The following is a 26,533-nucleotide window of genomic DNA, read 5'->3' as shown; positions in this document are numbered from 1 at the left end:
TTGTATCTAGTAATATGCTAATTACTCAAAACCCACCGATTCGTTACAATATAACATTTATTTTGGTTGACATCCTTTTGTTTTTGTATTTTTTTAATTAGTTTTATCTAATGTTAATTTAAATATTAAAAATCAGTGGTTTATGTGTTTGTTGTTGGTTGGCTTTTGATGTTTTTAGCCTGTTTTATAAAAACGATGACGCAGTTCGTGTTTTTAAATTAGACATCTCCGTCATTACTTGTTATAACATTTAATTATATTATATTCCTTTTGGTTTATTTGGTGGTGGTATGATTTTACTTGGTTATGTAATGGCCGTATTTATGGGGCTTATTTTGGGCGTGATAGGAGGGGGCGGTTCTATATTAACGGTGCCTATACTCGTTTATTTAATGGGAGTTTCGCCAGATATCGCGACCGGCTATTCATTGCTTTTAGTTGGCGCTACTGCTGCCTTTGGTGCTATTCGCTATTTTCGTGAAGGGCTAGTTGATATAAAAGCGTCAATACTTTTTGCAATTCCGTCAATTGTAGCCGTATACCTTACTCGCGCCTTCTTAATGCCAAATATCCCCGACGACATACTGTTATCGCCAGTGCATATAACCAAAAACACAGCAATTATGGTTTTATTTGCCATTTTAATGTTGGCATCGGCTGTAATGATGCTACGTAAAGCGTACAAATCTCAAACTGCAACGACTACGACAACTAATACCGTAAACCCAAGTTCTAAAACGGCTTTAATAATGACTGAAGGCGCAGTGGTTGGCTTAGTAACTGGGGTGCTAGGCGCAGGAGGTGGATTTTTAATTATACCTGCACTTGTGTTGTTTTTAGGCATGCCAATGAAAAACGCGGTTGGCGCTTCACTTTTTATAATTGCGCTTAAATCATTACTCGGGTTTGTTGGTGATTTACAAGCGGGTATTACACTGGATATTCCACTGCTTGGATTAATGCTAGTTGCGACTTTTATTGGTATGGCTGTTTCAACAAAAGTTGCCAGTAAATTAGACAGTGCTTCATTGCAAAAATTCTTTGCATTTTTCACCTTGGTTATCGCCATTTTTATTATTTCTAAAGAGTTAATTTAAAAGGAACAATTATGAACGTTGAAACATTTTACGACACAACCACAGCTACATTTACTTATCTCATCATTGATGAAGCAACAAGCAAATGCGCCATTATTGATCCAGTGCTTGATTACGACCCTTTCTCAGGTAAGTCATCAACGGTGAATGCAGATAAAGTGATTGAGTTTATTAAAAGCAATAATTTACATAATGAATGGATTTTAGAAACCCATGTTCATGCAGATCACATAACAGCGGCTCACTACTTAAAAACAAAGGTGGGTGGCAAAATAGGTATTGGCAGTGGGATTAAAACCGTATTAAGCACCTGGCTACCCGTATTTGAAATGTGTGACGATGTCCCAAGTGATGGCAGCCAGTTTGATGTATTATTTGAAGAAGGTGATACATTTAAAATTGGTGATCTCAATGTAACCGTCTGGCATACACCGGGTCATACACCTGCTTGCGCAAGCTATTTAGTTGCTAACTCGATTTTTGTTGGTGACACCATTTTTGCCCCACACCTTGGGACTGCTCGCTGTGATTTTCCCGGCGGCAGCGCTGAAGATTTATATAACACCATTCAACGTTTCTTTACCTTACGTGACGATACTAAAATGTACTTAGGCCATGATTACCCTAAGGCCGGTGCATTACCTCTGTCTTGCATTTCGGTTGCGCAAGCTAAATCTGAAAATGTACAGATATCGCCAAGTATCACCATGCAAGAGTATATCGCTAAGCGTGAAAAAAGAGATGCAACCTTAGCTGTGCCTAAATTACTACTCCCCGCAATTCAATGTAATTTGCGCAATGGTCAGTTTTTAGTTTCAGCACAAACCGGTAAACCGTTCATTAAAATTCCTGTAAATGCAATCTAGAGGGAGAGATGTTATGGACATTAAAAAATTATCTAATGAGGTATCAGTTTCACCCCAAATAAGTATTGAAGACTGTACGGAAATATTAAAAATGGGGTTTAAGAGCATTATTTGTAACAGACCCGATGGTGAGTGCGAAACACAGCCCTCATTTTCTTCTATTAATGAACAAGCTCATGAGCTTGGTATATTAACTTATTATCTACCAGTCATTAGCGGTGCTATTACAGAAGAAAACAAGCAAGAATTCGAGTTTGCCCTTAGTAAGCTACCAAAACCTATTCTTGCATATTGCAGAACGGGCACTCGTTCAGGGATTCTTTATTCAATGGTTAGTGCAAATCGTGAGGGTGAACGATTATGACCTTTAAGCGAGTAACACCTGAGTTATCTGTATCAGCACAGATAACGCTGAACGATTTGCAGCATATAAAAGAGCAAGGCTTTAAATCTATTGTCTGTAATAGACCTGATGGTGAGGGGGCTGATCAAATTAGTTTTGCTGCAATAGAAAAACAAGCAAATAATTTAGGCTTAAATTGCCATTACTTACCTGTTGTAAGTAGTAAGGTGACCGATGATGATATTAAAAACTTTGAAAATATTGTTAGAGACTTGCCGAAACCTGTTTTAGCGTATTGCAGAACCGGCACTCGCTCAATTACGCTATGGGCGATGAGCGCACCAAAAACCTACTCATATGAAGAGATTTTAAATTTATCACAAAAGGCGGGATACGATTTAAGCGGTGTTATTAGGCGTTTAAAAAATAATGGTGAAACGCACACTAGCGCCCCTGATTTTTCTTACCCTATTGTGATAATAGGTGCTGGCGCAGGAGGGGTTGCTGTTGCTGCCAGTATTAAGTCTCGTTCACCAGAGAGTGACATAGTAATTATTGAGCCCAACGAAATACATTATTATCAACCAGGATGGACATTAGTTGGCCGAGGCGTATTTACACCTGAGCAAACGGTTAAAACAACAGCATCGGTGATCCCCAATGGTGTAAAGTGGCTTAAAGCTGCGGCAGCTGCATTTATACCCGATGAAAACGTGGTAATAATTGATGGGTGTAGAACAGTAAAATATGAACACTTAGTAGTATGCCCTGGCATTAAGCTCGACTGGCATAAAATTGATGGGCTCAGCGAAACATTAGGTGAAAACGGAGTCACCTCAAACTACCGATACGACTTGGCCCCTTACACTTGGGAACTAGTGCAAAATCTCAAGCACGGTAAAGCGGTGTTTTCCCAGCCACCCATGCCGATAAAGTGCGCCGGAGCGCCCCAAAAAGCCATGTATTTATCATCTGATTATTGGTTTAAAAATAAAGTTATAAATACTTGAATTCAAGTATTAAGTGCAATCATTATGCAGCCACCAGAACTTCTGATTGCCCGGTAAATAATTCATGAGGAGTTTTATATCCTCTTGTCTTTCTTGGCCGATGGTTGAGCTTATCAACTGCCGCCTGTATTTCTGACTCACTTAGCGCCATAAAGTCAGTTCCCTTAGGGAAGAAGCGCCTGAGTAAGCCGTTGGTATTCTCATTTATGCCCCTCTCCCATGATGAATATGGGTGAGCGAAATACACATCCGCTTCTAATTTTTGTGCAATATGCTCATGGTAAGCAAACTCTTTTCCATTATCTAAAGTCACGGTAATAACCTTATCTTTATATGGTGTCATACACTTTATCAGCGCATCGGCTGTTATTTGCGCATGTTTGCTTTCAATTCTGTGAACGATTGTATATAACGTTTTACGTTCAACCATTGTGACAAAGGCATTTTTACGCCCTTTGCCTATCACTGTGTCACCCTCCCAATCACCAATCCTAGACTTTGCATCCACAATACTTGGGCGTTCATCAATACTGACTCGATTAACTATCTGCCCACGTTTATCGTAGCTTCCATAGCGTTTTTATACTTTTTACATGCACGAGTGAGTGTCTTATGTAGTTCACCACCACGCGCCTTGTCCCTGTAAATATATTGATAAATCGTTTCATGATGTAAAACGACCTTTTCTCTAAAGCTAAGCGACCTGCCACCTGCTCTGGCGAAAGTCCGTTAAGCAACAATTTATTAATCCATTCAGTAACTTCATCTGTTAACTTACTTGCTTTGAAAGATGATTTGCGTCTTTGCTCTGCAAAATTATTGGCTTGGTTAGGCCGATAGCCTTTAAGCCCTTTATTGCGTTTTAACTCTCTGGAAATGATGACGGTGAACGAGTTAGTTCATCAGCAATTTGTTTTGGTTATTTCCTGCTTTTATTAACGCGTAAATCTGGTATCTTTCTTCTTGTGTCAGCTGTTTATATTTCATTAAAGCAATTTCCTTTGGCGAGAAAATGGCCGAATTATAACAGCTGGCCATCTAATCTGAGAAATTGCACTTATTATCCGAATTTAGGATAATATAAACATAGCGTTTTATAACAAAGGAGACGTACTGTTTGGTGTTAAAGAGTATGTACCCGCGCTATTAGAGTATATTAAAAAGTACAGCGTCAACACGCACTTTGGTCATGAATTAATTGCGGTTGATGGCAAACAAAAAATAGCCACATTTAAAGTGGTTGAGGGCGAAAACGAATCTTTGCAAACAGTTAAGTTTGATATGTTACATGTCGTGCCCCCTCAATCTGCTCCAGATTTTATTAAAGTAAGCCCGCTTGTTGATGAAAGTGGCTGGATAGATGTTGACCAATTTACACTGCAACATAAAAAGTTTAGTAATATTTTTGCGCTAGGCGATGCAACTAATGCCCCAAACGCAAAAACAGCAGCAGCGGCCAGAATGCAAGCCCCTGTGGTCGCAACAAACCTTTTATATGCAAGAGGACTCTCTAAACATCAAGCTATATATAACGGCTATGGTAGCTGTCCACTGACTGTTGAAGTTGGAAAAGTAGTCTTAGCTGAATTTGGTTATGGTGGTAAAGTAATTAATAGCTTTCCGTCATGGATTATTAATGGTAAACGCCCATCTAGACTTGCTTGGCTACTAAAAGAAAAGTTGTTGCCGCCTATTTATTGGTTAGGCATGTTAAAAGGCAGAGAGTGGATGGCAAAACCAGAGAAGTTATCAGATAAATCAGACTAACAACCCTACTAACTTTGATAACAATAAGGCTTAATAATGAATAATCCTGTTGACTTTTGGGACGACCGATTTGCATCAAGTGACTATGCTTATGGCAAAGAGCCTAATGATTTTTTAAAAGCAAATACACATTACATTACGGGCGAAAAAATATTGTGTTTAGCTGAAGGGGAAGGGCGTAATGCTGTTTATCTAGCCAAGCTAGGTTACGAAGTTACTTTAGTTGACTTTTCAAGTGCCGCCCTTTCTAAGGCTAAAGCCTTAGCACAAGAGCAACAAGTTGAGATAACAACTGTCCTCAGTGATCTGTCACAGTATCAAATAGCTGCAAATAGCTGGGATGCAATTATTATGATATTTGCACACCTTCCACCAGCAATTAGAAGGCAGGTGCATTCTCAGTGTGTGTCTGGATTATCAGAAAATGGTGTACTTATAATTGAAGGGTATACGCCTTTGCAACTTAATAACAACACTGGTGGCCCAAAAGACGAATCGCTTTTATATACTCAACCAATGTTTATTAATGATTTTTCAGCACTTTCATTTATTATTTTTCATGAAGTAGAGCGACAAATAAGTGAAGGGGTTTATCACTGTGGTAAAAGTAATACATTGCAACTCGTTGCGTTAAATCGAGATCATAATTAAAGCTTAAAATTAAAAACACAAACTACATAACCTTTGAATCGATATTATTTAATAACGCTTTAATACCTGTTCGATAGACGTTGGCGCATTCTTGCCTTGAGTTGGCACTTTTGTTAAGTCATATAAACGAGTTAAGTCGTCGAGTGTTTGCCAAAAAAGTAATAGCTGCATGAATGAAATTAGTCGAGTAATTTCAAAATTTTTTATTGTTTGAGATCAATAAAGTAACAAAGAATAAAGTGCATAATTTACGACTGTAATTTTATGCTAGTAATAAGCAATGAGGTTAGAAAGTGGCTTTATTAATAAACAGCAAATGCATTAACTGTGATATGTGCGACCCCGAGTGCCCAAATGAAGCCATTTATATGGGCGCTAAAATTTATCAAATCGACCCCGCAAAGTGCACCGAATGTGTAGGCCACTATGACAAGCCAACCTGCGTGAGCGTATGCCCCATTGATTGTATAAAGCCCGACCCTAATCATCGTGAGAGCTTAGATGAACTGGCGGAAAAGTATGTGAGATTGATGAGTTAACGGCATCGCTTGGTGTATTAAGTTGTGGTCAGTACATCAAACTCTCTTAGTTTATAAATCAGGGAAATAACCATAAGAGTCGTTAATTTCCTGGTTCTGTTGACTCACCCACGTAAAGTATTCTTTATTATCTAGCAAGCTGGCCGCCTCATTATCGACGATTATTATGGCATTTTGGTGCATTTGTAATATAGATGCTGGGCAGCTGGCTGATAATGGACCGTTTACCATATCTTGTATTGCTTGTGCTTTATTTTTACCTGTGGCAATTAATAACACATATTTTGCCTCCATGATGGTCGCAATTCCCATGGTCATTGCCATATGTGGTTGCGGTTCTTGGGGCGTAAATAGTCGGCTGTTATCTTGTATTGTTTGTTTTGCTAAAGATTTAATGCGAGTGCGTGATGCAAAGCTGGATGAAGGTTCATTAAAGCCAATATGCCCATTGCCACCAATACCGAGTAATTGCAGATCAATTCCGCCCAGCTCTGTGATTTTTTTTTCAAACATCGCCCCTTGTTGTCTTGGATCTTGATGACGATTACAGGTGGGTAAAAAGGTTTTTTTTGGGTCGATATCTATATGGTTAAACAACTGCTCATCCATAAAGTAACGGTAGCTATTGATGCTATTTGCATCAATGTCGTAATACTCGTCTAAATTAAAGGTGTTGACTTGGCTAAAATAAACCTCTTTGTTTTTATGCTTTACTATTAGCTGTTTATATAAATCAACTGGCGTACTACCAGTTGCAAGCCCTAGATTGGCATTAGGTTTAGTATTAATTAACTTTTTAATAAGCTCTGCGGCATTGTTGGCAACAGCGGCTTTATCATCAAATATAAGTACTTGCATTTTAGCTCTCGATTAATTGTTTTTTAGCATAGTGATGAACACCAATAACATCGGCATTGGCTCCCGATTTAGGTGCTAATAAATTGACTTGATAAATCTCGGGTGCGTGTTGAATTTTTGCAGCCACCTTGTTAAAAAATAATGGTGCTAAGCCGACACTGCCTCCAATAACAACGTTGTTATTACCAAAAGTAGCTTTCATATTAAATATAAGTTCGGCAACGGCTGCAGCGGCATTGTTAATAATAGGCATAATATCTGGGTGCTCAGCGTAGTCTGTAAATACATCTTTTGCGCTGAGCGTTTTGCCTAATGCTTGGCTTGCATATTTGGCAATAGCAGTGCCAGAGGCAATCGCTTCCACACAGTTCTCTCGGCCACAATGGCAAGCGTAGTGTCGATTTGATAGGGTTTTAACTGTGGTGTGACCCAAATGGGCGCAAAACCCATCGGCGCAGGTTATTATATCGTTGTTAAAAACAATACCTGCCCCAACACCTGTTGAGACGGTGATATAAATAAAGTTTTTATTATTCAGTTGCTCATTTAATACGTACTCTGCCCAAGCAGCTGCAGAGGCGTCATTAATAATGGTGACAGGTAGACCCGTTAGACTGCGAAACTGAGCCTGTAATGGTAATTTTCGACGCACTGATAAAAAATTAACAGCATCAGGACTCACTTGGCCAGTACAGGCAATATTGATTGAGCGTGCTTGTACCACCCAATGTTTAATTTGTGTATATACATAGGGTGCTAAATCATCAATATTTGTATGAATGATAGAGTCTACTTTTATAGCGTCGACAATTTGGTCGTTATCAATAAGGGCACACGCTATTTTGGTGCCGCCAATATCAATTGCAATATCCATATTTAAGCATCGCCCTGAGCATTGTTGATACTGTTTACAAACCAACTGGTGATATGTTCTATCCGGGTAATCGCTGAGCCAACCGTCACACACAGTGCACCCAAGGCTATAGCGTTTGCTGCACGTTCTGGTGAGTTATAGCGCCCTTCAGCAATAACATTCACACCCGCATTGACCAACTCAGTTACGAGCTGATAGTCTGGCTCATCGGGTGTTTGTGCTAAATTTAAATACCCCGAGAGGGTGCTTCCAATAAAGGTGCAGCCAGCCTCATGCAGCAGTTTACCGCCAGTAAAATCGGCGCAGTCAGCCATCGCAATACAGCCTTGGTTATGAATTTCAGCTAATAACGTTAATCTATCCACTGGTCGCGGTCTGTCTGTACCGTCAAAAGCAATAATGGTGGCGCCAGCTTGCGCAAGTGCAATTACATCTTCAACATAAGGTGTAATTCGAATTTCAGTATCATCAAGATCACGCTTTACAATACCAACAATCGGGACATTTACTACTTTTGCCACCGCACGTACATTTTCTATCCCTTCTATTCTTAATGCTTTTGCACCTCCTGCAAGTGTTGCCAATGCCATAGCAACAATATGCTCAGGTTTATCCATTGGGCCATTATCTACAGGCTGACATGATGCAATTAAGCTATTTTTTAACTGATTAATTAGCTCGTTTTCTAATGCGTAATTTTTCATAACTTTCACTCTTGATATTGCTTAGTCTTTCATCGTAAACAAGGTTAATCGGGTTAAATCTTTATTGTGGGCAGGAAATAGTAAGCTAACAAAGTAGCCAACAATTAAGCAGGTTAGAATGCCAATCGTCCCGTACAAGTAGCCGTTAGCCCAGCCATATTTCCAGGCTGAAATCATTAAGCTCACTCCGCTAATAATGCCAACAATAGCGCCAATCGAATTTGCCTTTTTGGTCAATGCACCGAGTATAAAAATACCGCCAAGTGCCCCCATAAACATACCGATAACTTTAAAGTAAGCTTCCATTAGTGAACGGATTTCAGGGTCAATAAATATAAGCCCGACAAGCGTGCCTAAAACCCCCGATACAAATGTTAAAATTCTCGCTAGGCTCATATAAGCTTTCTCGCTTTTAACGAAGTTAAATGGCCTAACAAAGTCAGTAAGTATTGTGGTTGCAATTGAGTTCATACTAGTTGAAACCGTTGATTGCGCAGCTGCAAAAATACCGGCAATAATTAACCCTGCTACCCCAATAGGGAGCTCATTAGAAATAAAAGTAGGGAAAATTTGGTCTATTTGAATACTCGGATCGAGTTTTTCAGGATTAAGTTGATAGAACGCATACAAGCCCGTACCTATACAGAAAAATAATAAGGCGCCAGGGGCAGCAAGAATAGCATTGGCCCAAATAGATTTTGCAGCAGCAGCTGGATCTTTAGTAACCATGTATCTTTGAACAACGGCTTGATCGGCCGTATAACTTGATAAGTTTTGCCCAATGCCACCCAGAATTATTACCCAAATAGATAAAGTGGTAATACTTTCAAAGCTAAAGTCGGTGTTTACAATGGTAAACTTGTCATCTGCAAAGCCTATTTGAATAAAGCTTGTAAAACCATCATCTAACCCAGCAATAATAACAAAAAAACAGACTACAGCCCCAATAAGTAGTACTACTGTTTGAATCGTATCGGTCCAAATAACCGCTTCTACGCCACCTAAAGTGCAATACAATAAGCACAATACGCCCATAATTAACACGCTCTCAGTTGCACTAATTGGTGTCACTGCTGATAAAGCCAGCGCAGTAAGTGCCATTACAATACCCATTCGACCAATATGAAATAATGTGAATAAACCACTGGCAAAAAGGCGTACTGACATATTGAATCGTTTTGATAAAAATTCGTAGGCGCTAGTGGCATCTAGTTGTCTAAAAAATGGAATAGCAACATAAACGGCTATTGGAGCAACGGCAATAATCATCCAAATGCCAATCAGAAGTATCCAGTTTGTTTGATACACAATGGCGGGCAGTGCTATATAGGTTAATGAGCTTAACATGGTGGCATAGATTGAGCAGGCTGCTGCCCACCAAGGAATAGATTGTCCCCCTCTAAAGTAGTCATCGGTATTTTTGTTTTTAAACATAAAATACAAACCAACCATGACAACAGATAGTAAATAAACTACCAATACCAGCATGTTTTGCCAGCCAAATTCACGAGCTGTATTGTTAATTTTGCCTTCGACAAGTGTTGTTTTAGCAGTATTTGTATCGGTGACTAGAGCATAAGTATGCGCTCTATTAGCCACTATGTTATGAAATGTATAATTTGAGCTTTCATAGCTTGACCAGGCTTTTGTGATGGTATTAAACGATTTAGCGTGACCATTTTTTGTAATAATTAATAAATGAGACTGGCCTAAAGCGGAAGCATAAATTAACGAGTTCGTCTCAACAAGTTGGCTAGCTGTACGATTAACGATGGGCGCCCAAGTATTGGTGTCAGGGTTAAATATATGCATAAATAGCGCTGAGTTAGCGTCATAACTTTTAGATGAATAGTTTTCAGAAATGGCATAAATTCGGTCTTTATTTCCATCATTTTGTATTGCTAACTTTAATTGACGAGTCCTACTTGATGTAAATATATCACTGTTCAGCTGAGTCCAATTACGCTGTTCGCCATCAACTGCAATCTTAAAAAAATACCATTGTTGATCGAAGCCAGCTAAATATAAATTGCCTTCGTATATTTGTGCACTGATCTGCTTGAGTGGACGCGGTAAGTTAGTAAACTGAGAGGACACTAATTTTTTAGATGACTCATTCCAATGCAACACATTTACCAAGGTCGATTGAATCGAATCTAACTTCCCCCCTAAAATAAACGTTTTCTTGCCATATTGCAGAGTTATTGCTGCAGCTCTATTACCCTCAGTCGGACTAAGGGGGAGCAGTGAGATAACATTATTGTTTTTCAGATCGAATTTAATCAGTTTGTTGTAATGACTATTTGAAATAAATACCGAGTCATTATTTGCGAAGTAAACTGTATTTTTATTTACTGTTAAGTGTTCAGCTCCCCCCTTTATGGGGTCCCAGTTTAACTGTGTTTGCGCAAATGAATGGCTTGATGCTAGAAGCAATAAAAATGTAATTATTTTTCTCATAGTGCAACTGTATACCTGTTTGTAGTGTATACCTGTTATACCACTAGGTTTGGCATAAATCCATTTTTTTAACATTTAAGATACAAAAAAGGCTAAAATTAGCCTTTTTTTAATTTATAAAGTGTACTTATATCAGCCATAATAATTATCAAAAACATAGTCTATGTGAGCTGAAAGTTGCGCATCTGCGCCCTCGACATCACCATTTTTTATACACTCAAAAATAGCCACGTGATCATCATAACTTTTTTTATTTAATTCCGCGGTATTAATGCGATCTGGACGCGAGTCAATTAGCCAATCCATTAAGGCTTGGTGAACAGCTAAAAAGATGGGGTTACCAGGTATAGAGGCTATCACACGGTGAAAATAAATATCGGTCCGTCTAAATTGACTATCATTTTCGATAGACTTTCCATTTAACTCTAGCGCTTCTTCGAGTTCTTTAATTTGGCTCGGTGTTGCTGATGCTGCTGCATGCCTTACTAAGCTTGACTCAAAAAAACGTCTTAACTGATCAAAATACTTTAAACCATTTGGTTGAGCCAAAAAATCTTTAGACATCCCTGATAGTTCAGCAATTATTGTATCTGCGGATGGGCGGGTAACCCGGGTTCTTTCGCCACTACTTATTTTTACAAGACCTTTGCGTGCAAGTGCTGCGAGTGCATCCCTAATTGATGGTCTACCAACACCAAAAGCAGCCATAAGCTCTCTTTCTGATGGTAAGGCATCACCCTCTGCGATTTCACCTTGCCTGATCATCCGCTCGAGTTCTTCTTCAACGGTTTCAGATAATTTTTTTCGTTCAACTGGGCGAGTAACTTTTAATGTCATTTAAAAACCTATCAACTATTTGGTTATTTACCTATTGTACCATAGCGCGATTATTTCGCTAACTCTACCTAAAATATACCTATTTAAGGGAAAGTTTAATTAATGCAGTCTTTTATCATTGCTAGCGTTTTTTGTATATATTTTATTCTGGTTGCTAACGATTGTTTATTAGGAAGTAATGATATTTTACAGCCGACAAAGTCTAATTTCGTGCCTGCTTGTAATTGCATACAGCGTTTAACTTGTTCTTCATTTAACACAGAGTCTCGATTATTTATACAATCAAAGTCATTGAATTGAGGTGGCATATGGCTATCTTTCCATACACCATAAACATCAGAAGTGTCGCTGGCACCTGAAAATATAAGCCCAGTTAATAAATCAGCCTTAATACACTGCTTTATGTGTTCTACAGGACCATTGCAACTTTTAGCCTCTATTGCCGAGCGTCCCCAGTTGATAGAAATGCCGAGCTTCTGTTTAGCATGCTTATTAACCGTTGTGATAGCATCAATCTCATCTTCAATGCGCATAAACCCCTTTTCACTGTGTTGTGTATTTACTTGAGCATCACAATGTTCAATTACTAGTTTAGCACCATGCCAATCCCATTGTTGTAATTCGTTAAGCGACTTAACTAAGGCGCGAACTGAAGAGGGGACTTGCTCATTAATTGTCGGTGCACTATGGATTAAAACATGGGTAACCATTTGTTTATTAAAATAACTATTGAACTGTTGAATTTGTTGATTCGCTTGTTGGTAAAATTTAATGGCTTTACTTCGGCCTACTTCATTGTCTGAAGCAATACCAAAATAGGGATCTTTCCTAAGTTCGGCCATTGTCCCTGGGATACAGGTAATTACACTGCGCCAATTTGAATTTAACTGTGCATAAAACCATTCATTACCAAACCTGTTGAGCTGCCCCGAAAATGGAATTTCCAACCCACTAATAGCGACGTCTTCTTTTAATGTTTTATAGAAAAGTTGCTCGGTTTGCTGATCCCAACTTGAGTCAGCGGGAACAGATGCGTATGCGCCTGAAAGTATGTCCATATTAATTCCTTTAGTTGTAGTAAAGCGGTAGCAGCAGAGCATAATCAATTTTTATTAGCCTAATTATTATTCTGTAGAACTAAGCATTTGATGTATTGTGGTGTAGCTGTTATACCAGTGGTGTATGGTTAACACAACTACTGATTTTTTAAATTAATAGATAGGTTTAAAAGTGAATATATATAAATACGGTGACGATTCGCAGCAATATGGCCAATTAATTAGACCAAAAAACAATCATTATTTACCTGTGGTTATTGTGATTCATGGCGGATATTGGAAAGATAACCACAGCTTAGACACTTACCCAACGAAGCATATTGTTGAGTATTTAAAAGACTTCAATATCGCTATTTGGAATTTAGAATATCGAAGGATGAATAGTCTAGGGGCTAATGTAACAGCGCCATGGCCAAGCATACTGAACGATGTTGGCGAAGGGGTCGATTTCTTATCAAGTTTAGCTGAACAGCATAAACTTGATTTAAGCAACGTGACACTTATTGGCCACTCTGCAGGTGGGCATTTAGCAACGTGGGCAGCATCGAGGGCTATGATTAATCCATGCTCGATTTTGTATAGGCCGAACTATTTAACAGTAAAGTCGGTGATTTCAATTGCTGGAGTCCTAGACTTAAGACGTGCAGAAGACTTAGGACAGCCAGAGCAAGTAAGTAAATTGTTAAACAAAAACAATAATATAAAAACAAGTGTGGCAAACAGTAATCCTGCTCAGCTAGTCGATGCCAATGTTAGGTATATCATCGTTCATGGTGATATGGATAAAGAAGTAAATATAAACCAAGCCTTGAGTTTTATAGAGTGCGCTTGCTTGAGTAAAGTGGTGCTGCACATTTTAAAAGAAGATGATCATTTCACGATGTTTCCTGGTTTTGCAAAAAATCAGCGGAGTTGGGAGCAGCTAAAAGAGATAATTTATACGGAGTTGCAGATAATAAAGGCTGGTAATTTCAAAGCCAGTGTACTTCAAAAGTAATGTGTATTTTACGCATATTTTCATGTCTGATTTAGCATGTAAGCCCCTTATTAAATAAAAAAATTAAAAATAATCCAAAGATTGTTCGTTGAGCAATTACTGCTTGGCTTATTTTTGAGCAATAAATAAAATGTTTTTGCAGTTATTAAGTGCTTACTTTTATTTTCATATAACCAAATTATTTATTTAATGTGATTTAAATGTTAATTAAAATCTTGTTGAAGGTGTACTGGTATGATGGGTTGATTGTATAATATTTATTCACCTAGTTATATTTACATTGTCATAATGAGAGAAAACCATGAAAAAAAATAAAGTTCAGCATCACTTATCCGCTTTATCGGTCTGTATTGCAGCCGTATTAAGCTCGCAAGTTATTGCGCAAGAGTCAGAGTCAAAAAAAGATATTGAGCGTATTAACGTTACTGGCTCAAATATTTTTAAAGGCAGTGCCAACTTTAGTTCGTCTTCACCGGTTGTTTAGCTAGGTAAAGAAGCTATTGAAGGGGTGGCTGCTATTTCAATTTCCAATACATTGAGCCGATTACCTTCAGTAACTGCCGGTACTAATGATGCATCGAATAATGGCGATGGCGGTGGCAGTTCAGGTATTAGTACCACGTCATTAAGAAATTTAGGCACAGCGAGAACGCTTGTATTAGTTAATGGGCGTCGATATGTGTCGGGTACATCCGCAGGTGATGGCTATGGTGTTGATTTAAATTCCATTCCCACCTCGATTATTGAACGAGTTGATGTACTAACCGGTGGCCAATCTGCAATTTATGGCTCTGATGCAATTGCAGGTGTAATAAATATTATTACCAAAAAGAATTTTGAAGGTGTTGAGGTTAATGTGTTTGGTGCTGATTCAGATGAAGGTGGCGCAGCTAGACAAAACATAGATTTTACTTATGGCAAAAACTTTGATTCTGGTAATGCATGGTTTTCTGTTGGCCTTGCTAATCAAGATGATTTAATGGCTAGGGACAGAGATTTTTCAAGAAATAGTATTAATGTACATGATGAAGACGGTGATGGTCTGCGTGAAACATTGCGTGTTAGAAACGGACCAATGCACGTAGATGGTGGCGCATTTCAGTTTGCTGATGTGAGTATTTTTGGTAACGGTGATGAGTTTAGCCAATTTGCGCCAAAAATAACCGCAGATGGGCAGCTTGATGGTGAGAGTGATTTTTATAATCAAACTTTTTATCGAAAAGCGATTGCACCTTATAAGCGACAATATGCAGCAGCAGGCATGACATTTGATATTTCAGATAAAGTATTTGCTGAGCTTGAAATTAATTATTCTGAAGTAAACTCTTCTACCAATATTGAAACTGCACCTTTGAGTATAGTAAATGATGTATTTGCTGTTAACCGAGGGGGAGTGACGGGAATTGATGTTGCTGATAGTCCATTTTTTAATGGTAGCAGTGCGCAAAGTCAATTATTACCGGCTTTACAAGCGTCGGGTGGAACGTCATTAGATCGGGTAAATACTTTTAGACGTTTAGCTGAGTTTGATAATTTAGGCGTAGAAAATCATCGTAGCACTTTTCGCATTGCGGGTAATTTAGATTATGAATTTGATAGTGGTCTCTTATTAAGCACCTCAGCGGTATATGGCACAACTAATCAAGTACAGAAAAACAGTGGCGATGTAAATTTAGTCGCACTTCGCTCGGCTTTGAATATTGAAGAAGATGGCAATGGTGGTTATCAATGTGCAGATGCTACAGATAGATGGCAAGGATGTGTGCCTATTAACCCATTTGGCACAACTGACAGTGAGTTAGGTTTAGCGGGTGTGACAGGTTTTTCTGATGAGGCAGTTGATTATATTGGTATTTCTACTGGTCAAACCGGGGTTATTAAACAGTATGTAGTAAATAGTGTTTTATCTGGTGAGTTACCTTTTACTCTTAATGATGAGTTTATCGGTTTTGCTGCAGGTATTGAATACCGCAAAGAAGAGGGAGCAGAAACGCCTGATGCGTTCCGTCAAGCAGGTATCACTCGAAGACTACAAGTGTTTCCAACAAAAGGCAGCTTTTATTCTTATGAGGCTTTTGGTGAAGTATTATTACCCGTTTATGATTGGCTTAATGTAAGTTTGGCGATGCGGGTTGGTGATTATTCGTCAATTGGCAATACCTCAACGTATCGTTTAGGAATTGATGCACCAATTAATGATTACGTGCGTCTTCGTGCAAGCCTTTCTAGTGCGGTAAGAGCACCTAATGTTAATGACCTTTACGCTGCAGGATCTGCAAGTGCAACTGGTGGTCATGATGTGTGTGATGGGGTAACTGCAAATTCTACAGGTAATGTAGCTGATAACTGTCGCTCAATAGATTCTATTGCACAACGTATCGCATCAGATGGCTCGTTTACACTGGTAGGCTCTGAAAGTCAGAATGAACGCTTCTTAAAAATGGGCTCTGAAGACTTACAAGAAGAAACAGCAGATACATATACCTTAGGTGCGGTATTCACGCCAATTGATTCACTTTCGGTTTCTTTAGATTATTACTCTATTGAAATTGAAGATGCAATTTTAAATGTAGGTGCTGGTGAGATCATTAATCGTTGTTACGATGTGTCGCCAACTGAATTTGACGCATCGTGTAATGGTAATGTGGTGCGTGCTGTTAACGGCCCTATTTTAAATATTACCTCCAAGGCAATTAATGAAAGTGAGGTTAGAACAAGTGGCGTAGACGTTGAAGTTTTTTACACCATGGATAAGTTAGACTTGAGTTTATCTGCATCTTATTTAGATGAGTATGTGACAACAAGTAAATCGGGCGTTGAGCGCGACTATAAGGGCGAAGTACTTTACCCTGAATTTAGATATACCTTTATCACGACTTATAACGTGACTGAAGACTTTAATTTATTTGCTCAAGTTACCTTTCGTGATGAAACACAAAATGATGTAAATAATGATGTTAATCAAACGCTATCTGATGACATAAATACATTGAATTCAGTTTATTACGTAGATTTACGTGCATCATATAGCTTTAATGAGTCATTTAATGTGTATGCAGGAACCAATAACTTGTTTAATGAAGAACCGGATATTATTCCTCGAGGCACTGTAACCGGTTCTGCTGCAGGTACTAACACTGAGCCAAGGGCTTACGACATCATTGGTCGTCAATTCTTTGTTGGTCTTAAATATAAGTTTTAATTCACTTTTTGTAAAAAAACCTAATCGCTTATATTAGGTTTTTTTCATTTTAATTAAATAGTGAGGATGGTATGCATCGATTAATGATGTGGCTTAGTTGCTTAGTGTTAAGTAGTTTTTTTAGTGTGCCACTTGAGGCTAAAACAGATAGTGTGATTGCTAACTGGTCGAAAGTGGCTTCACTACCACTTTCAACTCAAAAAGGAGAACCGACGGGAATATCAGCAGCCTATATCGGTGTAATTGGTTCATATTTAGTTATAGCGGGAGGGGCTAATTTCCCTTATGGGCACCCTTACTTTGATGGTGCTAGCAAATATTACCATGACACTATTTATGTATACGATATTAGTGACAACCAATTTAAGTTAGTGGCTACCTCTAAGCTGCCTATGGCAATGGGTTATTGCGCAACAGTAACTAAAAACAACCACTTGCTTTTGGTGGGCGGTAAAAATAATCAACAGACGTACGACACGGTTATAGAGTTAACGCTAGATGAAAATCACATACCTCAAACCCAAATAGTCGCTAGACTGCCATTTGTTTGGTCTGATGGTGCAGCCGACATACATGATGGTTTTTTATATCTATTTGCAGGTAATGTAGATGGTAAAATTTCAAATCAGGTCTGTAAATTTTCTTTTGTCAGTGCGCGATGTGACACTGACATACCTGCATTACCCGCCATTGCGCGTACGCAATTTCCGGCGATAAGTATAAACGATGAGTTTATGTTATTTGGTGGGTTCAATCCGCAAGCAACCTCGCATAATTTTGCACTCACAGACGCTTATGCTTTTGATTACAGCACAGCGAGTTGGCGTGCATTACCCAATACCCAACTGAATAATAAAGACGTCACCCTTGCCGGAGGTAGTGCCCTGCGTTTAACCAAAAATAAAATATTATTTTTAGGCGGTGTAAACAAGCAAATATTTGATAACGCCGTATTAAAATTAACAACATTGCAAGGCCAAGCGTTAGCGCAATTTAAACAACAGTACTTTTCTATGTCAGTAGCTGCATTTAAGTTTAACCGTAAACAAATCGTATTTGATTTAAAAAGCGGTACTTGGTCAGCACTCAAACAGCTTGTCCCCTTTGCTGGTGGTGCCGGGCCCCTCCAAACTGCGCAATATCAAGACACCCTATATTGGGTATCAGGTGAAGTAAAAGCCGTACAGCGTAGCCCTTATATATACAGCGCTAAAGTTTCACCCCTTGCTGAAAAATAATCGATATATGGCATTCAACTGCTTATTGATGCTTAAGCACATATTGTTGGGGCATAAAACCACAATTTTGCGAACGTTTTGTTCGTTATAAACCTGTGTAACTAATTAAGCAGTTTAGTTATTAGGATCAAACAGGCTCTTGCAAGTTGAGAGCTTTACTAATACAGAGGAAAGCATAGTGAATATCTTAAGAAAAACTCATAAGTTGTTTTTTCTATTTATATTAATATTTAGTGTTTTTGAATCAAAAGCAACAATATTAAAAGAATGGGATACATCAACTCTTAATTTTAATGGAAGTTCTGAGTATTTATCGCTTGATAATGAGTTCACAGAAGTTAAAAACTTAACAACAGGAACGATTTATACAAAGTTTCAAGCAACGGGTACAACGGGAACTTTATTTAGTATTTCTAGCTCGCTTTATGGCTCCAGTGAGTTTTCGGTTCTTATTAATGGCGATGGAACTTTAAGAGTACACGCAAGAGAGAAAGGCGTTTTTATAAATGATATCAAAACAAACACCTCTTTTAATGATAATTTAGTTCATAAAGCAGCCGTGGTAATAAGTGCGCAAGGCACTAAATTGTTTGTAGATGGTCAGTTATTAATAACAGCGCCGAGTTCGCATTTTTTTAATAGTGTTTCAGAGTTAAATACCATGAGCATTGGTCGAAATGTTGACCAGCAGGGTGGTCAGTGGTTTTTTAAAGGTAAAATTTACGAAACACAAATTCATGATACCGCACTGGATAATGCCCAAGCCTCAACGTTGACGCGTCCAGACAATGTTATTGCCCACTATTATGCAGACTTAAATATTACACCGGAGCAAGCTGGTTGGGTAGATGATTCTTCAATCCAAGGAACCGGTAATTTGATTGATGATGCTGGACAACAAGCATGGTTTGTTAATGGCAGCAATGGGCGTGCTGAGTGGCAAGTAACACCTAGTACGCAAAACAATCTAGATGCAACAACGAACGGATGGACTGTGTCTAGTACATTTAAAGTAAAGTCTGGGTCATATCTAACCAATTATTATGCCAATGGCAGTAAACGATTTTTAGTTAATGTGATGCTCGATAGTAATGGCGACTTAATTGCAGATGTGGAGGGGGATACCCAATATACGCTTGTTCAAGGAGGTGGGGATAAACAGTATCATGACTATCAGATAATATTTAATCCACGCACAAATATGGCTACTTTTACTTTTAATAGTATTGAAGTAACAACTTGGACAGGTTCACAGACGAGTCAAAATGTCATTGTGTTTGGTAACGGTTCTACAGGAATTAGTGGCACAGCAAATTATAAATCAGTTAGTTTTAAAATTAAAAATAGTGATGAACCCATAACTCAAAGTACTGTATTTGAAGGAGGAGCAGAAGGTATAAATGGTATGTCTAACTACCGAATTCCCTCTCTTATTCAAAGTGGAGATGGCAGTTTACTTGCTTTTATTGAAGGCCGTCCAAATGGAGCGGATCCAGGTGCTAATGGTTTAATAAATATATCTTTAAAGCGTTCATTGGATAAAGGTAAAACGTGGTTACCAGTACAAATACTAGAAGAAAGCACGCAATATGACTTCTCAGACCCTAGACCTGTTATCGATAAAAGCACCAACACTATTTTTGTTTTTTATACGCAATGGCAAGATTTATGTGCTCAAAATGGTAATTGTGCTGCTCCGGGCGATCCAAACTACTTATTATATAAAATGAGCCAAGATAACGGGGTAACGTGGTCTGATACTATTAATGTTAGTGCTAGTGTTAAAGATTCTACTTGGCGCTCTATTAACGCAGGTCCTGGACACGGAATTCAATTAAATAGGCAAATTGCTGACCAACAAATACTTAATGGTAGAATGATTTTCCCTGCAATTGTACGTGCATCGGATAGTTTATTTTATGTCGCGAGTATTTATAGTGATGATAATGGCGCCACTTGGTTGCCTGGTGAGTTAACTCCTATTTCAGGCCCTACAGAAGCAGATATAGTTGAATTAGTTGACGGTAAGATTTTACTTAGCGCTCGAAATGATGGCGGCACTTCAGGTACTCGTTATCATTTTTTAAGCACCGATGGTGGTATATCATGGAAGCAGACATCGCACGACCTTAACGTATCTAGGGTCGATATAGGTATTACACGTTTTTCCGCACAAGCAGATGGAGATGACAAAAATCAAATTTTGGCGTCAGGGCCTATTGGTGATCCTGTTGGCAGTAATCGCCAAAATTTAGGAATTTGGATAAGTGAAGATGAAGGTTTAAATTTTAATACACCATACCAACTGGTTTATGGCTACAGTGCTTATTCAGATATTATTACTTTAGAAGATGGCAGCATTGCTGTTATTTATGAGGCTACAGGTAATACACTGATTAAGTATATTAATTTAGAAGTGACTCAGCTACAGCAGTAAAGTTTAGCTATACCTCAATCAACAATAAATAATAGTTTACATTTATTAAAGAAAGGCAATGCAGTAATTAGTACTGCATTGCCTTTTTGTTTATTGCCAAGCGGTAATTGAAGCGCTTTTATTTAGGCAACTTATAACAAGGTGACTTTAGCTAACATGAAGATATCTATTGAATGAGTTAAGCTTATTAGCTATGAAATAGCCGCATTTATGCGGCTCATAGGGAGGTTTAAATTTATTAGTGACTGCTTACTTAAGTTTAGTATGCAGCGCTTTAATAAGTCTTTATGACGGTAAACCTGCGTGGCTCATTTTGGTTACAACATCTTGTTTTTCTTGCTCGCTTAATGCGCGTATTGGTAGACGAGGGTTACCCACATCAATGCCATGTAGTTGCATAGCGGCTTTACCAGCTGCAACACCGCCGTACTGCACTAGCGGGCGGATAATACTAATTACTTTATCCATCAGGGCAGTGACTGTCTCTTGGTCACCGCGTTTAAAAGCGTCAATAATATCGAGGTAAAGTGGTGCAGCATAATTATAGGTACTGCCTACAGCACCAATCGCGCCGACAGCCAACCCACCGGGTAAAAACTCGTCAACACCAAATGGAATATCGAATTTACCATCGCAAGCGCGTTTACAGCGCTGAAATTCGTACAAATCAACATGGTTAAATTTAATCCCTGCAAGATTAGGAATAACCTTGTCGGCTTTGATTAAAAACTGCTCCATATCAAACATCACGCCCGACATGCCTGAGTGATAATAATAAAAGGCTTTGCTAGGAGCTGCTGCTGCAACGCTCGCGCAGTAATTGACTAAATCATCAACAGAACCAGGTTTAAAGAAGCAAGGCGCAATAATTGATGTCGCAAAAATATCTAGTGTTTCAGCGTGTTTGGTCAGTGCTAGCGTATCTACAATTGAGAGTGCGCCGGTATGAACTGTAATGCTTAATTTACCTTTTGCTGCACTTACCCAACGCTGTGCAATTGCTTTACGTTCGTCAACAGAGCAATTAAGGCCTTCGCCAGTAGTGCCACAAATGTAAACGCCTTTAACGCCTTGTTTAATAAGTAATTCTGCTAATTGATCAATAACCGGTAAGTTAACATCTCCATTTTCATCAAACGGGGTATGAGGGGCGGCGATCAGTCCTGTTAATTTATTCATAGTAAGCCTCTGAAATTTTAAAATATTGCTCTGCCGCTGATCCATGTATTTACAACATGTGGCGACGAATGTGTTGAAGAAAGTAGGGTTAAATCGGCATTTGAGCCAACAGCTAATTGCCCGTAAGAATCGGCAATACCTAAGAATTGGGCAGGGTATAAACTGGCCATCTTAAGCGCATCAATAAATGGGATATTTAGCATTTTTACAGCGTTATTTACTGCAGTGATCATATTCAAAGCAGAGCCTGCTAATTGACCGGTATTGCTAGTTAGTTTATCGCCGGTTAGGCTTATTTGATGACCATCAAACTGAAGATGTGTTTGTTCACTACCTATGGTTGACATTGAGTCGGTAACCAACATCATTTTATGTGCAGCTTTGACTTTATAGGCTAATTTGGCTGTGCTTGGATGTACATGATGACCATCGAGAATAAGCCCACACCAGCTCTGCTCATCGAGCAAGGCTGCTCCAACCATATTTGGCTCGCGTGACTCGAGTGCAGACATTGCGTTAAATAAATGAGTAAAGCCGCTAGCACCGGCTGCTAATGCCGCTTGTGTTTGTACAAACGTTGCATTTGAGTGCCCTAGGCAAACGTGTACATTGCTTGCAACTAAGGTTTTGATAATGTCACAGTCGACACTTTCAGGTGCGAGAGTAACGACTTTAATACCTAAATCGTCACGACAATAAATATCTAATTCTTGCTGGCTTATACCGCGAATTTGTTGACTACTGTGAATGCCTTTTTTTGGCTCGCTAATATGCGGCCCTTCAAAGTGAACACCAATAATGCCGGGTGTATTTTGTGCTAAAGCAGTGCTTATTAAGTTTGCTGTTTGCTCTATCTTATTAACATCGCTGGTAATTAAGGTAGGGAGCAAGCTACTGGTACCAAATTTAGCATGCGCGTTAGTCATTGCCTTTAAAGTGTGTAAATTGGTGTCTTGATTAAGTAAATAACCGCCGCCACCGTTTACTTGTGTATCAATAAATCCGGCAGTTAATAAACCACTTACTTTATTCTCAATGGCGCCTTTAATGGTATCAAACGCAATGATTTTGCCATCCTCAATACTGATAGGGTGATTTTCATATAGTGTTTTACCATCAAACAGTTGCTCGGCTATTAGTGTGGTTCTCATGAGAGGGCTCTCGGTTTTTGCTGAAGTTGAGAAAAAGGGCTGAAAATTCAGCCCTTCTTAAATTGATACGTTAAATATCAAATTATTGGCTAAGTTACTGTTAAAATTAAAAATTCAACTTAACCCCAGCATAATAAGCGCGGCCGACTAAATCATAAGCGGTGCCATTTGTAAGCGTACCTTGCTGCTGATATTTATGACCTGCGGTTAAGTGAGGAGGTTGCTCGTCAAATAGGTTAGTAATACCAAAGTAAGCGTTAATTTGATTAGTAAGGTTATAACTAAAGCGAACATCGTTATAAACTTGTGAGTCAATAGAGTTAAGCTCTTCAGTGAGAACTGTATTGTCGTTACGGTCTTTAGCTTCATCCCAATAACGTAGTTGCCAATAAACATTGAAGTCATTGGTGGTGTATGAAGCATTTATATTAAAGCGTAGCTCTGGAAATAATACTTCACCGGCCAGTTCTTGTTTGTCACCTGTTTCAAGGCCTGTAATACTGTAAGTATCTAAAATATTTGCAGCAAAACCTACGTATAAGTCACCATCACCTAAGTCGGTCATGTATGACACATCAATATCAAGCCCTTTGGTTTCAATTAAGTTCTCATTGCCTGAGGCTGCGTTTACTTCAAGGGCTGCACCTGAGCGTCCGTCACGTCGTACTAAGCCACCACAATTAGCGTCAAAGTCACTTGGATCTGCAGAGTAGCAACGATTTAAAATAACGGTTCGGTCAGTTTTTGCAATCGCATCATCTATTTCAATATCGTAATAATCGAGCGACATTTGCAGACCAGAAAATGATTCTGGAGTAAATACGATACCGGCTGTGAACGTATCTGCTTTTTCTTCTTTAACATCGGTAGAGCCGCTTAATAAGCCTGAGGTATTTTGGCGTTCTACTTGGGTTAAATTGAATGCGCCGTCGCTATCAATACGATTTTGGATTGCATTTATTGACCGACAGTTACTGGCAATATTCCCGTTATCAGTATTAGTAATACCATCACAAGGGTCGGTAACTAGTGCTGCGGTGGCCGTTCCGCCAGCGAATAAATCGCTTACGTTAGGTGCACGTACCGCTGTTGCTAAAGCACCACGTAAACGTATGCTATCTGAAATAGGCGCATCTAATCCTAATGTCCAATTTGTCGTACTGCCTACCGATGAATAATCACCAAAGCGGACAGCTGCTGATAGACTTAGTTTTTCATGTAACGGAATATGTAATTCACCGAACACATCAACAACGTCAAAAGAGCCGCTTGTTTTGGCAATTGCCGCGCCACGTACAATACCAGCTTGGCGTAATGGATCAGGAGTTTCATGGCCTTTTTCTTCACGGTATTCAACACCACCCGCAAAACCGATGTTGTCAACGTTATCACTAATTGCATAATCGAGTGTACCGGCCAAAATAGCGGTAACAACCACTTGCTCTATACTGCCCTCAAGGTTAGTGTCAGCCGCTAAGTACTCGACTGCTTCAGCTGAAATACCATCTAGAGCAAATGGATTAAATACTACACAGCCATTAATTCGTGCAATTTCATCTGCACATTGATAACCACCTGCGCCATCGTCTTCTACATTTAAGGCAAAGCGAGCACGGTCTAGGTTTATATCACCATGGTTAGTTTGTTGTTGATCAGTAACGCCATAGGTGCCACTGACGGTTAAATAAATATCATTAGATATATCGTATTCATATTCACCAGCAACTCTAAATGTGCTTCGAGTATTTTCAGCGCCACGATCACCAAACTCATAAAGACGTCTGAACGTTAAGCTTGCATCATCAAGATTTGTTATACCATCTGCAAGTAAGTTATTGCCAAGTTCTGTTCCAGCAAACCAAGGATGGCTGGCGATATCTATACCCGTAGAGCCTCCTTTAGAGAGCTTAAAAATATCATTTCGTGTATCTAGAGGGATTGGTTCAAAACGTGCACGAGAATCTACACGAGCGTAATTAGCAGTGAAGTTCATACGTGATTTATTACTTAGATCAAGAGATAAACCACTGGCAACAAAATGCCGTGTTAGTGGTGCTATCATTGAACGATAATCATGAAAGTTAAACGCATCAGAGGTGGCCGGATCGTCAGTACGAGTGAATAAGCTGCCATCACCGTTATATTTATCTATACGGCCGCCAAAAACATGCGATGAACCAACGTAAGCAGAGGTATCTCTAATACCATCACCATCAGTATCTACAGCATCTTTGTGTACACGAGAGTAATCACGATCACTTGCCATTAAGCCATCGTCTTCTGAGTAGCCTACAGATAACCATGCATTGCCGTCATCAAAGTTTTTACCAATAGAAAACTCAATATCAGTGGTGTTTTTATCACCTTCGCTACTTTGTCCTGCCTGTGCTTTAAATGCAACGCCATCAAAATTTTTCTTGAGGATAATATTGACGACACCGGCAACGGCATCAGAGCCATAAGCGGCAGATTGGCCGCCAGTAAGTACTTCAATACTTTGGATCATGGTTGTGGGGATTGTGTTTAAGTCTACACCATAGCCAGACCCTACTGACATACCAGATACATAGCGCTTGCCGTCAACCAATACCAGTGTCCGTGATGAACCTAGATTACGCAACGCAACAATATTTAAACCAGAGTCTTGCTCACTGATATTAGAGCTTGCTGAGGTGGTGTCTCCAACAATTGAAGGTATTTTAGCCAGTAAATCACCAACATTGACTGCACCTACGCCTTCGATGTCATCTGCGTCTAAAATTTTAACGGGTGAAGCCGATTCAAAATCACCTTTGCTAATGTGTGAACCGGTAACAATTATTTTTTCAACTTTTGCATTTACTGTGATGTCCTGCTCATCAGCAGCAACTGCAGCGGTAGTTAGAGACGCAATACTTATCGCCAGTAGTGACTTAACAAACGTTTTTGATTTCATCATGATATCCCCAAGTAATATTTATATTTTTTATATGCTTATTTTTAATCATCTAAATGAATTACCTTGAAATACTTTAACGCAACAATGATACAGTTAAAGTATACCATTAACCTGTTATACCAACATACCACCTAGGGATTTATATTGTCAAAGCTAAAATTGTTTTTTTACAACCATCCGTTTACATTTTTTGCTAGCGTCTTAATTTTATTAATTTATTTGTATTTAAATATGAGAACCGGATTTGCAATGAGTTAGGGGTAAAAAGGAAATTATGATTGGTTTAATTGTGCCTTTGTGTAACATACCGATTAATTGTATTGATTA

General features: G+C 38.9%; 22 protein-coding genes and 1 pseudogene. 12 read left to right on the top strand and 11 right to left on the bottom strand.

Going from position 1 to position 26,533, the window contains the following annotated elements; all coding sequences use genetic code 11:
- The first annotated feature begins 290 nt into the window (after window positions 1-290).
- From KG708_RS05485 to KG708_RS05470, 4 genes are read left to right on the top strand one after another with little or no spacing between them, the layout of a single operon-like run.
- Window positions 291-1,097: a sulfite exporter TauE/SafE family protein gene (locus KG708_RS05485; RefSeq protein ID WP_213608450.1), complete on the top strand. Its 807-nt coding sequence runs from the start codon at window positions 291-293 to the stop codon at window positions 1,095-1,097.
- An 11-nt stretch (window positions 1,098-1,108) separates the two neighbouring features.
- Window positions 1,109-1,963 (top strand): MBL fold metallo-hydrolase, encoded by an 855-nt coding sequence (locus KG708_RS05480; RefSeq protein WP_213608449.1) that lies wholly within the window; start codon window positions 1,109-1,111, stop codon window positions 1,961-1,963.
- A 13-nt stretch (window positions 1,964-1,976) separates the two neighbouring features.
- Complete coding sequence (locus tag KG708_RS05475; RefSeq protein WP_213608448.1) at window positions 1,977-2,327, top strand: TIGR01244 family sulfur transferase; 351 nt, start codon at window positions 1,977-1,979, stop codon at window positions 2,325-2,327.
- The gene (locus tag KG708_RS05470; RefSeq protein ID WP_213608447.1) at window positions 2,324-3,316 is read left to right on the top strand and encodes a bifunctional protein tyrosine phosphatase family protein/NAD(P)/FAD-dependent oxidoreductase; all 993 of its coding nucleotides are present in this window, start codon (window positions 2,324-2,326) and stop codon (window positions 3,314-3,316) included. Before KG708_RS05475 ends, KG708_RS05470 begins: the two co-directional genes overlap by 4 nt.
- A gap of 22 nt (window positions 3,317-3,338) precedes the next feature.
- Here KG708_RS05470 and KG708_RS05465 read toward each other — a convergent pair.
- Window positions 3,339-4,303: pseudogene (locus KG708_RS05465) on the bottom strand (IS30 family transposase).
- A 273-nt stretch (window positions 4,304-4,576) separates the two neighbouring features.
- On the opposite strand from KG708_RS05465, the gene KG708_RS05460 reads away from it, so the two are divergent.
- Complete coding sequence (locus tag KG708_RS05460) at window positions 4,577-5,083, top strand: FAD/NAD(P)-binding oxidoreductase (protein WP_301003291.1); 507 nt, start codon at window positions 4,577-4,579, stop codon at window positions 5,081-5,083.
- 36 nt (window positions 5,084-5,119) lie between these two features.
- Complete coding sequence (locus KG708_RS05455) at window positions 5,120-5,734, top strand: class I SAM-dependent methyltransferase (protein ID WP_213608446.1); 615 nt, start codon at window positions 5,120-5,122, stop codon at window positions 5,732-5,734.
- 48 nt (window positions 5,735-5,782) lie between these two features.
- On the opposite strand, the gene KG708_RS17520 is transcribed toward KG708_RS05455, so the two are convergent.
- Window positions 5,783-5,905: a hypothetical protein gene (locus KG708_RS17520; protein ID WP_257720507.1), complete on the bottom strand. Its 123-nt coding sequence runs from the start codon at window positions 5,903-5,905 to the stop codon at window positions 5,783-5,785.
- Window positions 5,906-6,027: 122 nt separating this feature from the next.
- Here KG708_RS17520 and KG708_RS05450 point away from each other — a divergent pair, with 122 nt between their 5' ends.
- Window positions 6,028-6,273 (top strand): YfhL family 4Fe-4S dicluster ferredoxin, encoded by a 246-nt coding sequence (locus KG708_RS05450; protein ID WP_213608445.1) that lies wholly within the window; start codon window positions 6,028-6,030, stop codon window positions 6,271-6,273.
- A 51-nt stretch (window positions 6,274-6,324) separates the two neighbouring features.
- On the opposite strand, the gene nagB is transcribed toward KG708_RS05450, so the two are convergent.
- The 6 genes from nagB to KG708_RS05420 all read right to left on the bottom strand — a co-directional run bounded on the left by nagB (window position 6,325) and on the right by KG708_RS05420 (window position 13,064).
- The gene (gene nagB, locus KG708_RS05445) at window positions 6,325-7,131 is read right to left on the bottom strand and encodes a glucosamine-6-phosphate deaminase (RefSeq protein WP_213608444.1); all 807 of its coding nucleotides are present in this window, start codon (window positions 7,129-7,131) and stop codon (window positions 6,325-6,327) included.
- A gap of 1 nt (window position 7,132) precedes the next feature.
- Window positions 7,133-8,005, bottom strand: coding sequence for an ROK family protein (locus tag KG708_RS05440; RefSeq protein WP_213608443.1), 873 nt, complete (start codon window positions 8,003-8,005; stop codon window positions 7,133-7,135).
- Window positions 8,006-8,007: 2 nt separating this feature from the next.
- Window positions 8,008-8,709, bottom strand: coding sequence for an N-acetylmannosamine-6-phosphate 2-epimerase (locus KG708_RS05435; RefSeq protein ID WP_213608442.1), 702 nt, complete (start codon window positions 8,707-8,709; stop codon window positions 8,008-8,010).
- Window positions 8,710-8,730: 21 nt separating this feature from the next.
- A complete protein-coding gene (locus tag KG708_RS05430; protein WP_301003290.1) occupies window positions 8,731-11,169 on the bottom strand; it encodes a sodium:solute symporter in 2,439 nt (812 codons plus the stop codon).
- A gap of 132 nt (window positions 11,170-11,301) precedes the next feature.
- Window positions 11,302-12,006, bottom strand: coding sequence for a transcriptional regulator NanR (locus KG708_RS05425; RefSeq protein ID WP_008108685.1), 705 nt, complete (start codon window positions 12,004-12,006; stop codon window positions 11,302-11,304).
- Window positions 12,007-12,101: 95 nt separating this feature from the next.
- Window positions 12,102-13,064: a DUF4862 family protein gene (locus KG708_RS05420; RefSeq protein WP_213608441.1), complete on the bottom strand. Its 963-nt coding sequence runs from the start codon at window positions 13,062-13,064 to the stop codon at window positions 12,102-12,104.
- A 172-nt stretch (window positions 13,065-13,236) separates the two neighbouring features.
- Between KG708_RS05420 and KG708_RS05415 the strand changes: the two genes are divergently transcribed.
- From KG708_RS05415 to KG708_RS05395, 5 genes are all read left to right on the top strand, one after another.
- Window positions 13,237-14,061, top strand: a complete 825-nt coding sequence (locus KG708_RS05415) for an alpha/beta hydrolase (protein ID WP_051686687.1) — start codon at window positions 13,237-13,239, stop codon at window positions 14,059-14,061.
- Window positions 14,062-14,362: 301 nt separating this feature from the next.
- Window positions 14,363-14,545: a hypothetical protein gene (locus KG708_RS05410; protein ID WP_213608440.1), complete on the top strand. Its 183-nt coding sequence runs from the start codon at window positions 14,363-14,365 to the stop codon at window positions 14,543-14,545.
- 15 nt (window positions 14,546-14,560) lie between these two features.
- The gene (locus KG708_RS05405; RefSeq protein ID WP_366513574.1) at window positions 14,561-17,263 is read left to right on the top strand and encodes a TonB-dependent receptor; all 2,703 of its coding nucleotides are present in this window, start codon (window positions 14,561-14,563) and stop codon (window positions 17,261-17,263) included.
- A gap of 71 nt (window positions 17,264-17,334) precedes the next feature.
- Window positions 17,335-18,501 carry a kelch repeat-containing protein gene (locus KG708_RS05400; RefSeq protein ID WP_213608438.1) on the top strand — a complete coding sequence of 389 codons (1,167 nt, stop codon included), beginning with the start codon at window positions 17,335-17,337 and terminating at the stop codon, window positions 18,499-18,501.
- Between the two features lie 178 nt (window positions 18,502-18,679).
- The gene (locus tag KG708_RS05395) at window positions 18,680-20,938 is read left to right on the top strand and encodes an exo-alpha-sialidase (RefSeq protein WP_213608437.1); all 2,259 of its coding nucleotides are present in this window, start codon (window positions 18,680-18,682) and stop codon (window positions 20,936-20,938) included.
- A gap of 285 nt (window positions 20,939-21,223) precedes the next feature.
- Here KG708_RS05395 and KG708_RS05390 read toward each other — a convergent pair whose 3' ends face one another.
- The 3 genes from KG708_RS05390 to KG708_RS05380 all read right to left on the bottom strand — a co-directional run bounded on the left by KG708_RS05390 (window position 21,224) and on the right by KG708_RS05380 (window position 26,206).
- Window positions 21,224-22,117: a dihydrodipicolinate synthase family protein gene (locus KG708_RS05390; protein WP_213608436.1), complete on the bottom strand. Its 894-nt coding sequence runs from the start codon at window positions 22,115-22,117 to the stop codon at window positions 21,224-21,226.
- Between the two features lie 17 nt (window positions 22,118-22,134).
- Entirely contained in the window at window positions 22,135-23,268 is a 1,134-nt protein-coding gene (gene nagA / locus KG708_RS05385; RefSeq protein WP_213608435.1) for an N-acetylglucosamine-6-phosphate deacetylase, read from the bottom strand.
- Window positions 23,269-23,374: 106 nt separating this feature from the next.
- The gene (locus KG708_RS05380; protein WP_213608434.1) at window positions 23,375-26,206 is read right to left on the bottom strand and encodes a TonB-dependent receptor; all 2,832 of its coding nucleotides are present in this window, start codon (window positions 26,204-26,206) and stop codon (window positions 23,375-23,377) included.
- Window positions 26,207-26,533 lie beyond the last annotated feature (327 nt).

It is taken from the genome of Pseudoalteromonas sp. (genome assembly GCF_018402495.1).
Lineage (GTDB): Bacteria > Pseudomonadota > Gammaproteobacteria > Enterobacterales > Alteromonadaceae > Pseudoalteromonas.
This window is presented reverse-complemented; position numbering and strand designations above follow the sequence as displayed.